This window comes from Propionivibrio pelophilus DSM 12018 (assembly GCF_059569095.1).
Window position 1 is genome coordinate 23905 of record NZ_JCANUT010000046.1, and the last position, 9239, is coordinate 33143.

General features: G+C 63.5%; 11 protein-coding genes. 6 read left to right on the top strand and 5 right to left on the bottom strand.

Going from position 1 to position 9239, the window contains the following annotated elements:
* The first annotated feature begins 1 nt into the window (after position 1).
* On the top strand, positions 2-565 hold the full coding sequence (gene sigZ, locus BO74_RS15890) for an RNA polymerase sigma factor SigZ (RefSeq protein WP_496443493.1): 564 nt from the start codon (positions 2-4) through the stop codon (positions 563-565).
* Positions 566-573: 8 nt separating this feature from the next.
* On the opposite strand, the gene BO74_RS15895 is transcribed toward sigZ, so the two are convergent.
* Together BO74_RS15895 and BO74_RS15900 are read right to left on the bottom strand one after the other, a co-directional pair.
* Positions 574-816 (bottom strand): thioredoxin family protein, encoded by a 243-nt coding sequence (locus tag BO74_RS15895; protein ID WP_496443495.1) that lies wholly within the window; start codon positions 814-816, stop codon positions 574-576.
* A gap of 14 nt (positions 817-830) precedes the next feature.
* The gene (locus BO74_RS15900; protein WP_496443497.1) at positions 831-1883 is read right to left on the bottom strand and encodes a permease; all 1053 of its coding nucleotides are present in this window, start codon (positions 1881-1883) and stop codon (positions 831-833) included.
* Between the two features lie 211 nt (positions 1884-2094).
* Between BO74_RS15900 and BO74_RS15905 the strand changes: the two genes are divergently transcribed.
* The 4 genes from BO74_RS15905 (at position 2095) to BO74_RS15920 (ending at position 4844) form a co-directional block, all read left to right on the top strand.
* On the top strand, positions 2095-2934 hold the full coding sequence (locus BO74_RS15905) for a putative RNA methyltransferase (protein WP_496443499.1): 840 nt from the start codon (positions 2095-2097) through the stop codon (positions 2932-2934).
* A 173-nt stretch (positions 2935-3107) separates the two neighbouring features.
* The gene (locus tag BO74_RS15910) at positions 3108-4157 is read left to right on the top strand and encodes a permease (RefSeq protein WP_496443501.1); all 1050 of its coding nucleotides are present in this window, start codon (positions 3108-3110) and stop codon (positions 4155-4157) included.
* A 12-nt stretch (positions 4158-4169) separates the two neighbouring features.
* Positions 4170-4400, top strand: coding sequence for a thioredoxin family protein (locus BO74_RS15915; RefSeq protein WP_496443503.1), 231 nt, complete (start codon positions 4170-4172; stop codon positions 4398-4400).
* Between the two features lie 12 nt (positions 4401-4412).
* On the top strand, positions 4413-4844 hold the full coding sequence (locus BO74_RS15920; protein ID WP_496443505.1) for a putative iron-sulfur cluster-binding metallochaperone: 432 nt from the start codon (positions 4413-4415) through the stop codon (positions 4842-4844).
* Positions 4845-4890: 46 nt separating this feature from the next.
* On the opposite strand, the gene BO74_RS15925 is transcribed toward BO74_RS15920, so the two are convergent.
* From BO74_RS15925 to BO74_RS15935, 3 genes are read right to left on the bottom strand one after another with little or no spacing between them, the layout of a single operon-like run.
* Positions 4891-6231 (bottom strand): sigma-54-dependent transcriptional regulator, encoded by a 1341-nt coding sequence (locus BO74_RS15925; protein WP_496443507.1) that lies wholly within the window; start codon positions 6229-6231, stop codon positions 4891-4893.
* Positions 6188-7666 (bottom strand): sensor histidine kinase, encoded by a 1479-nt coding sequence (locus BO74_RS15930; protein ID WP_496443509.1) that lies wholly within the window; start codon positions 7664-7666, stop codon positions 6188-6190. Before BO74_RS15930 ends, BO74_RS15925 begins: the two co-directional genes overlap by 44 nt.
* Before the next feature lie 7 nt (positions 7667-7673).
* Positions 7674-8531, bottom strand: coding sequence for a substrate-binding domain-containing protein (locus BO74_RS15935; protein ID WP_496443511.1), 858 nt, complete (start codon positions 8529-8531; stop codon positions 7674-7676).
* Positions 8532-8842: 311 nt separating this feature from the next.
* Between BO74_RS15935 and BO74_RS15940 the strand changes: the two genes are divergently transcribed.
* The coding region (locus BO74_RS15940; protein ID WP_496443513.1) for a hypothetical protein at positions 8843-9239 on the top strand (397 nt) is incomplete at its 3' end.

Consider the following 9239-nt stretch of genomic DNA (forward strand, 5'->3'; position numbering starts at 1 on the left):
GATGTCATCCCACGAGTGCCACCAGCGGGCATGGCGACTGCACCAGGAGGAATTGCGGAGTTTCCTCGTGCATCGTTCCGGCTGCGCGACCGACGCCGACGATCTGTTGCAGGAGGTCTTCCTGCGCGCCGTGCTGCAGGGCGCCGACTTCTGTCGGGTGGAAAATCCCCGTGCCTGGCTGTTCCAGGTGGCGCGCAATTTGTTGGTGGACCGTTTGCGTTTGACCAGGGAGCAGGTTCCGCTGCCCGACGACCTGCTCGCCGACGCGCGGCCGGAAACCGCCCCGGTCGATCTCTTGAGCCATTGTCTGCCACGCGTGCTGTCGGAACTCTCGCCGGAGGATCGCGAAGCGATCGTGCTTTGCGACATCCAGGGCATGACGCAGAAGGCCTTCGCCGGGCGTCTGGGCCTTTCGCTTCCGGCCGCCAAGTCGCGCGTGCAGCGGGCGCGGCTGCGGTTGCGCACGCAGTTGGCCGACGCCTGCCAGTTGACCTTCGATGAAGAAGGAAAGGTTTGCTGCTTCGTTCCGCGTCCGCCGCTGGAGTCAGGGACTCCGGTTCGATAGTCGCTGTTTCACCCTTGGTGTTTGGTGATCTCCTGTTTCAGCATTTCCACCGTCGGCACGCGGCCGGAAACAACAACCTTGCCGTCGATGATTGCGGCCGGAGTCATCATCACCCCCATCGGGGCGAACACGCGCGGATCGGTCAGGTGCTCGATTTCGGCGTCGATGCCGAGTTCGGCACAGGCGTCGCGGACGTTCTTTTCCGTGGCCTGGCATTTTGCGCAGCCGGGGCCGGCGATCTGGATCTTCATGGTCATTCTCCTCGCTAAAGAATGAAATTGCCGAACAGCCAGCCGATCAGCGTGCCCAGTACGATGATCGTCGGCACATAGACGAGCGCCTGGCGGATGCCGAACACGCGGGCGATCGCCAGCCAGTTGGGCAGGCTGAGGCCGGGCCCGGTCAGCAGCAGCGTCAGCGCCGGTCCCTTGCCCATGCCGAGCCCCATCAGTGTGTCCACGAACGGCGCTTCGGTCATCGTCGCGAAATAGCTGACCGCGCCGATCAACGTGGCGAGAAAGTTGGCGGACAGACTGTTGCCGCCCAGCCATTCACGAATCCAGGCTTCCGGCAGCAGGTAACCGATGACACCGACGATGAACACGCCGCCGAGCAGCAGCGGGAAGATGATGCGCACGAACCACCACGTCTCCTGCATCCACTGCCCGAGGTCGTCGTGGCTGACGGTCCGCCAGACGTAGGCTGCGGTGAGCAGCGTCAGGCCGCCCCACACGGCGACCTTCACCCCGTACGGCCCGCTCTGCACGAGGTAGTTGGGCAGCAGCAGGGTGAGCACGAGCAGCACGATCAGGATCAGGCTCTTGCGTTCGATGAACGATACGGCTTCCTCCGAGGTGTCCGGTGTCCCGGCGCGTTGCGGGTGCGGCTGGTTGCGGAAGGCGAGCGTCATGACCATGCCGACGGCGAAGGCCATCAGCAGGGCGGCGACGATTCGGGCGACAACCATTTCGGTGCCCAGGATGGTGCCGGTATAGGTCAGCGCCAGGACGTTGGCGGCAGGCGCCACCCAGAGAATGATGAAGGCGGCGCCGATGCCTGCGCCAGCGTAATACAGGCCGCTGGCCACCGGGATGACCGTGCACGAACAGGCGGCGATGAGAAAACTTGCGCCGCAGGCCAGCGGGAACGAGCGGCGTTTCCTGACCTGTTCGCCGAGCAGCGCCAGGATTGCCTCCCGGCGTATGAAGGTGACCATCGCCCCGGCCAGCAGGAAGGCCGGGACCAGGCAGGTCAGGACGTGGGTGGCGATGTAGTCGTTAAGGGCGGCCAACCCGGCGCCCAATATCCCGGTAAGCATGGTGTGCTCGCTTTTTCGAATTGTCGAAGTCGCTTGCGGCGCAATTCCTTGGGCGTTATCGGGTGGTCTGCATTCGCCAGGAACGGGGGAGCGCTCAACCCCAATATAGATCGTTCAGTCGGGCTTTTCTGTACTGCGTGGGCCGCGTTAGCGGTAGACTCCACGGCTTTCGAATTTGTCGATCAGCAAGGTGCCGAGGCGCGCCGGATTCATGAACATCATCCCATTCACCGCACTGGCCTGTCCCCTGGACGGGCTGCCACTACACAGCAACGGTACTGCGTGGCGCTGCGCCGACGGCCACAGTTTCGACATCGCCAGCCAGGGCTACATCCATCTGTTGCCGGTCCAGCACAAACGTTCGCGCGACCCGGGCGACAGCAAGGAGATGGTGGCCTGCCGGCGACGCTTTCTCGAAGCCGGCCATTACCAGCCGATTGCGGAGGCGGCACGGCGTGCCGTTCTGGCGGATACCTTTCCCGGCGCAACGATCAGTTGCCTCGATGCGGGCTGCGGCGAAGGCTATTACCTGCGCCAGCTTGCCGCCAGCGATGAAATTCGGGATCTGGCGCTGATCGGGCTGGATATCTCCAAGTGGGCGGTCCTTTCCGCCGCGAAGCGGGACAAACGGATGACTTGGGTCGTCGGCAGCAACGCCAATCTGCCGGTGCTCACGGGGTCGCTGGATCGCGTCCTGTGCATGTTCGGTTTTCCGGTCTATCCCGAGTTTGCCCGGGTGCTCGCGCCGGATGGCCAACTGGTGCAGATCGATGCCGGTCCGGATCATCTGCGTGAATTGCGCGAGATCATCTATCCCGTCCTGAAAGCGGAACGGGCGATCGAGGCGGCGGTTCCGGCCGGATTTTCGATGGTGTCGAGCGAGACGGTGCGCTATCCGGCCGAGATCGTCGGCCAGGCGCAGATTGCCGACCTGCTGGCCATGACGCCGCATCTTTTTCGCGCCAGCAGCGAGGGCAAGGCGCGAGTTGCCGCCTTGCAGTCCTTGTCGGTCACGGTCGATGTCCGGCTGACGCGTTACCGGAAGCGTTGAGCCTTCCAGGAAATGCATCCTTTTTGCGGTTCATTCGTCTCCGTAGGGGAGCGCTGAACTATTCGTCACCCCGGCGCAGGCCGGGGTCCAGTTCGTTGCATTTTCTGGATTCCGGCCTTCGCCGGAATGACGATCCTAAACGAATTCATCTGTTGATCGATCGGAGTTGTCCTGTGTCTGCCGAATCTCAAGTTCTTCCTTCTCCGGTGCTAGGCCGCTGGCTGGCCGGCATCGCCGTCGCGGCGGGCGTCTGGCTTTTCGCCTACAGCAATCTGACCGCCTTCGCCGATGCCGTCATCGCCGCGCTCGGGCTGACCCGCGCCACGCACCTCGGCGAGGCGGTGCATTTCTTCGTTTACGACACGCCTAAGGTGTTGCTGCTGCTTACCGGCATCGTCTTCGTCATGGGCATCGTGCAGACCTTCTTTGCTCCGGAACGCACGCGTGCGCTGCTTTCGGGCAAGCGACTCGGCATCGGCAACGGTTTGGCGGCGACGTTGGGCATCGTCACGCCGTTCTGTTCGTGCTCCGCGGTGCCGCTGTTCATCGGCTTTCTCTCCGCTGGCGTGCCGCTCGGCGTGACCTTCTCCTTCCTGATCGCCGCCCCGATGGTCAACGAAGTCGCGCTGGTACTGCTCTTCGGCATGTTCGGCTGGAAGGTGGCGGCGCTGTACCTGGGCATGGGCCTGCTGGTGGCGATCGTCGCCGGTTTCGTGATCGGCGAGATGAAGATGGAGCGCCACCTGGAAGAGTGGGTGCAGAAGATTCACGCCGGCCAGGTCGATCCGACGGTCGGGCTGAATCTAAGCTGGGTCGAACGGTTCGAGGCGGGCTGGAGTCACGTCAAACAGATCGTCGGCAAGGTGTGGCCGTACATCCTGGCCGGCATCGCTCTCGGCGCCGGCATCCACGGCTACGTGCCGGAAGACTTCATGGCCTCGTTCATGGGCAAGGACGCCTGGTGGGCCGTGCCGGCCGCCGTCGTCCTCGGCGTGCCGATGTACACCAACGCCGCCGGGATCATCCCGATCGTCGAGGCGCTGATCGGCAAGGGCGCGGCGCTCGGCACCGTGCTGGCCTTCATGATGGCGGTAATCGCGCTCTCCGCGCCGGAGATGATCATTCTCCGGAAGGCGCTCAAGCCGCGCCTGATCGCCACGTTTGCCGGTATCGTGGCCATGGGCATCCTGCTCGTCGGCTATGTATTCAATGCTATTTTCTGAAAGGAGTGTTTCATGAAAGACGTAAAAATTCTGGGTACGGGATGTGCCAACTGCAAGAACACGCTGGCGCTGGTCGAGCAGGTGGCCAAGGAAAAAGGCGTGGAGATCAAGCTGGAGAAGGTCGAGGATCTGCCCTCGATCATGGGCTATGGCGTGATGTCCACGCCGGGCGTGGTGATCGATGGTGTGGTGGTGCACGCCGGCGGAGTGCCGGCGAAAGGCAAGGTCGAAGGCTGGTTCTGAGGCCGTCGCCGCATGAGTCATTGTTGCTCGTCTTCCGCGCGCGACGCCGGTCTGCCACGCAAGCGCATCTGCCCCGCGTGTGCGACTGAATGTATGGAGGTCTCCTCGCGGACCATCGCGCACCACATCAGGTTTTCCTGGCGTTGGGCAGCTTCCTCCGGGTGTTACTACTTTTGCGACAACCCTGATTGCAATACAGCGTATTTTGGTGACGATGGCTCGGTCATTTCAAAGGCCATGTTTAGAGTCCCGAGCGCCGTGAAAGAGAAGGGTGGGGATGCGGTGCTGTGTCACTGCTTCGGCGTCAGCAGGGCGGATTTCGAGAGGGAGCCGTCGATCAGGGACTTCGTGGTGGAACAGACGAAAGCGGGACGTTGCTCCTGCGAGACCAGCACCCCTTCGGGACGGTGTTGCCTGAAAGACTTCCCAAAGCCGAAGGCCTGAACGTGGTGAAGGGCGACCCAGTGGTCGTCCTTTTCTTCCTCGGCAGCTACATGATGCCGTCGTCGCCGTCCCTGTCGATCCCCAGTCTGCGCATCTTCTCCCACAGCGTCTTGCGGCTGATGCCGAGCGCGTCGGCGCAGGTCTGGATCTGCCACTGGCTGGTATCGAGCGCCCGCACGATGAAGTCGCGCTCGCACTCATTCAGGTAATCGCGCAGGTTGCCGCCGGTACTCTGGGGTTCCGTCGCTGCGACGGGCGGGTCGAACAGGTGATCGACGCCGATGCTGCGGCTGTCGGTGAGCAGGCAGGCGCGTTCGAGCGTGTTGCGCAGCTCGCGGATGTTGCCCGGCCACGGGTAGGCAAGCAATGCCTGCTCGGCGGCGGCGGTGAGGACCGGTGGTTTTTGTCCGTGGCCCGAGAATTCGCTCAGGAACAGGCGGCTGAGCCACAAGACGTCCTCGCGCCGTTCGCGCAGCGGCGGCACGCGCAGCTGGACGACATTGATGCGGTAGTAGAGGTCTTCGCGGAATTCGCCGTTGCCGACCATTTCCTTGAGATCGCGGTGGGTGGCGCAAAGCAGGCGGATGCTGACGGCGGTCGGCGTCTCGCTGCCGATGCGCGTGATGCTGCGCTCCTGCAGTGCGCGCAGCAGCTTGGTCTGCATGCCCAGCGACATGTCGCCGATTTCGTCGAGGAACAGCGTGCCGCCGTCGGCCTGCTCGAACAGCCCGCGCCGGCTGCGCAGGGCACCGGTAAACGCGCCCTTCTCGTAGCCGAACAGTTCCGCTTCGAGCAGGGTCTCGGTCAGCGCGCCGCAGTTGATGGCGACGAAGGGGCGCTCCGGCCCGCCGAGGTCGTGGATCGTGCGGGCGATGCGCTCCTTGCCGACGCCGGACTCGCCTGTAACCAGGACGGTGGTGATGCTGCCGGCGAGGCGGGGCAGCAGGGCAATGATGTGGCGCATGGCCGGCGACGAGCCGAGAGCATTCACCGACTCCGGCGCCGCCGGGCCGGCGATGGACTGGATGCGGTCCATCAGCGCGTCGAGGTCGAAGGGCTTGGTGATGTAGTCCTGTGCACCGAGCTTGAGCAACTGGACGGCGGTGTCGATGTTGCCCTGTCCGGTGATGAACAGGAACGGGGGCAGCGCGACGTGCTCGCCGGCCAGCCGGGCGAACAGCTCGTCGCCGCCGAGGTCGGGCAGACGGATGTCGCTGATCACCAGGAAATATTCGTGCGTCAGCAGCGCGGCCTCGGCAGCCGCGGCGGTGCGGTGCCAGTCACATTCGTACCCGTCGAGCACGAATCGGTCGGCGAGCGACTCGCCCATGATCTCGTCGTCTTCAATCAGGCAGATACGGTTCGTTCGATTCGTTTGATTCGTCACGTCGGGTGTCCAGGGGCAGGGTTACGATGAAGCGCGTCAGGGTACTGGTGGTTTCGGCGCGGATGGTGCCGCCGAGCTGCGTCACGATCTGGTAGCAGATCCACAGGCCGAGCCCGTTACCACGCTGCGAGAAGCTGGTGAACGGTTCAAAGAGACGTTCCTTGTGTTCGGCCGAGAGCACCTGGCCGTCGTTCTCCACTACGAGGGTCAGGTGTTCCCGCTCGCCTTCCGTCCATACCGCGACGTGGCCGTTGCGGCCGGCCGCCTGAATGGCGTTGAGCACCAGGTTGATCAGCAGTTGCCGTACCGGCGTCGACGGGACCGGCAGCGGTTCGGGAATGCGCGTTTCCCAGGCGATCTCGACGCCTTGCTTGTGGGCGGCGGGGGTGACCAGCAGCATGACATCGTCGACGTCGTGGATGGCCAGCCCGCGACTGCTGACCTTGGCTTCGACGAGCAGCGCGGCGACCGTGTCGCGGATCTGCGAGAGGCCGCGCTCCAGCAGGCTGATTGTCTTCTGCCCCAGCGGGTCGGGCGAGCCGTGGCGCTTCAGCGTGCTGATGGCGTTGAGCATGCCGCCCAGGGGGTTGTTGATCTCGTGGGCGATGCTCGCAGTCAGACGGCCGACCGCCGCCATGCGCTCCTGTTTGACGACTTCCTGTTCAAGCTGGAGCTTCTCCTGCATGGCGTCGAGCATGCGGCCGTAGGCAAGGTAGAGCGTGCCCACTTCGTCGTGATACGGGTAGAGATGTGGGTCCAGCGGCGCCGGTTCCCCGGCGTTGATGCGGCTCAGTCGGTCGGTGACGAGTTCCAGCGGGGCGACCATGCGCCGTCCCCAGTACCAGTTGATCGGCAACAGCACGGCGAGGATCAGCAGAGTGACTGCGGCGGCGTTGAGGATGGTCCGGTCGAAGCGGTGCCAGAGCTGGTTCTTGTTGTGCGCCACGATCAGGGTGCCGATCCGCACATTGTCGGCGCTGATCGGGATGGCGATGAACAGATGTGCGGCGACGTCGCGTTCGAGGATGAGCGACGGATGCGCCGGATTGGCGGCAATCTCGGCGTCGATCGCCCGGAAGTCGTCGCCGAGTTCGGCGAGCGCGCTCGTTACCGGAAAATCCTCGGGGTGCGATGAGGCAAAGACGCGGCGTCCGGCATCGAGAACGATCACGGCCTCGGCCAGCGCCGAACCGCTGTTTTCCTTGAAAGGCAGGGCAATCGTTTCGTAGGCACGCCACACGTCGTCGTGCAGCAGCGAGGAGAATAACGAGCGGGCCATCGTCTGGCCGAGATCTTCCGAGCTTTTCAGCATGTCCTGGCGCAGGTTGCTCCAGGACTGGACCAGGAACGACGCCGACAGCGCCAGTGCAGTGGCCAGGATCAGCGCGGCCCCGAGCAGCGGCAGTTTGTAGCGCAGGCTGAGATTGAAGAGCATTCGATCGTCACAGCTCGCCGAGGTCGCGCATCATCGCGGCCACGCCGGCGTATAGTTCCGGCGAACCGGCGATGAAGCCGTCGAGATTCAGCTTGGCGAGCAGGGCGCGGCCGGCGGGGTCGTCGCCCATGCCGAACAGTGCTTTCTGGAACGCTTCAAAGTCCTCCTGTCCAACACGTTGGTCGGCGACGATCGGGGGGAAACCGAACTCTTCCGATTTCCAGACGATGCGCGTGCGTGCCGCCAGTTGCGGATCGACCTTTTGCAGGCTGTCCCAGACGTAGCTGTCGACGTTGGCGCCCTGGGCGAGACCGCTGGCCACCGCCTCGATCGCCTTGGCGTGCGACCAGGTGAAGAAAGTCTTGCGGAAATGCGCGCCAGCGTTGATGCCAGCCTTTTTCAGCGCATGGCGCGGCACCACGTAGCCGGTGTTCGAGTGCGGATCGGCGAAGGCGAACACCTTGCCCTTGAGGTCGAAAATTGATGCGGTTTTTGTGTCCTTGGCGGGGACGATCAGGTATGAACGATAGAACGGCCGGCTCTGGTAAGACGCCACGGCGAGCAGGCGCACGGCCTTGCCGAGTGCGAGGTACGGGTAATCGCACAGCCAGGCGAAGTCCAGACTGCCCTTGTCGATCAGGTCCATCGTCTCGCGGTAGCTATCGCGCTGGATGAAGGTGACCGGACGCTGCAGCTTGCGCTCCAGGTAGGTTTTCCATTCGGCCAGCATCGAATGCTGGTTGTGCAGGAAGGCGGGGGTCATGCCGATGCGGAACGGGCGCTGCGCTTCGCTTGCGGACGCGGAGTGGATTGCAGCAATCGCCAGGAAAAAAACGAGAAAACGCAGCTGGCGCAGGACGTTCATCGGGCTCTCCTTGGAAAAGGGCGACGTCTCATTCTAGTCGGAATAATGAACGTCGTTACTACGGCGTAACGTTATCTGTATTTCGATGTTACGAAAAGGTAACGCCGGGTCGCCGTCTTGGAGATGGGGACGGCCCGGTTGTTGTCGTCCGAGAAGCGCGGTGCTTGGCTGAGCGCCGCGCGTTTCAACGGTGACAGAGGCTTTTTGAACGTACTTGTACGGTCCCCGATGGGCCGCTCGGCGGAACTGCCTGTCGCTGGCCCGAAGCTTGCGGTGAATCCTGCGAGAAAAAAAGAATCGGGGACGGGACGATGCGAAAACCACTTGCGCTATTGCGAGCCATCGGTGCGGTGGTGCTGCTTTTATTCCCCGCCCTGGTTTTCGCCCAAGGCACCGACCCCACCCCCGAGCAACAGGAAAAAATCCGCCAGGCCAACGCCGAATGTTTTTCCTGCCACTCGCCGGACGGTTTCAAGGCCCCGCCGAAGGAAGGACTCGACCTCGGCAAGCTGCGCGGCCTGCTGCAGCACCCCGACGTCTTCGGCCAGTCCGACCACCGCCGCCTCGCCTGCACCAAATGCCACAACGAAGGCTACGACGAACACCCGCACGCCGACGACGCGCGTGACATGACCAGTACCTGCACCGACTGCCACAGCAAGAAAGCCAAGGTCATCGAACCCCAGTTCGAAAAATCCGTGCATGCGC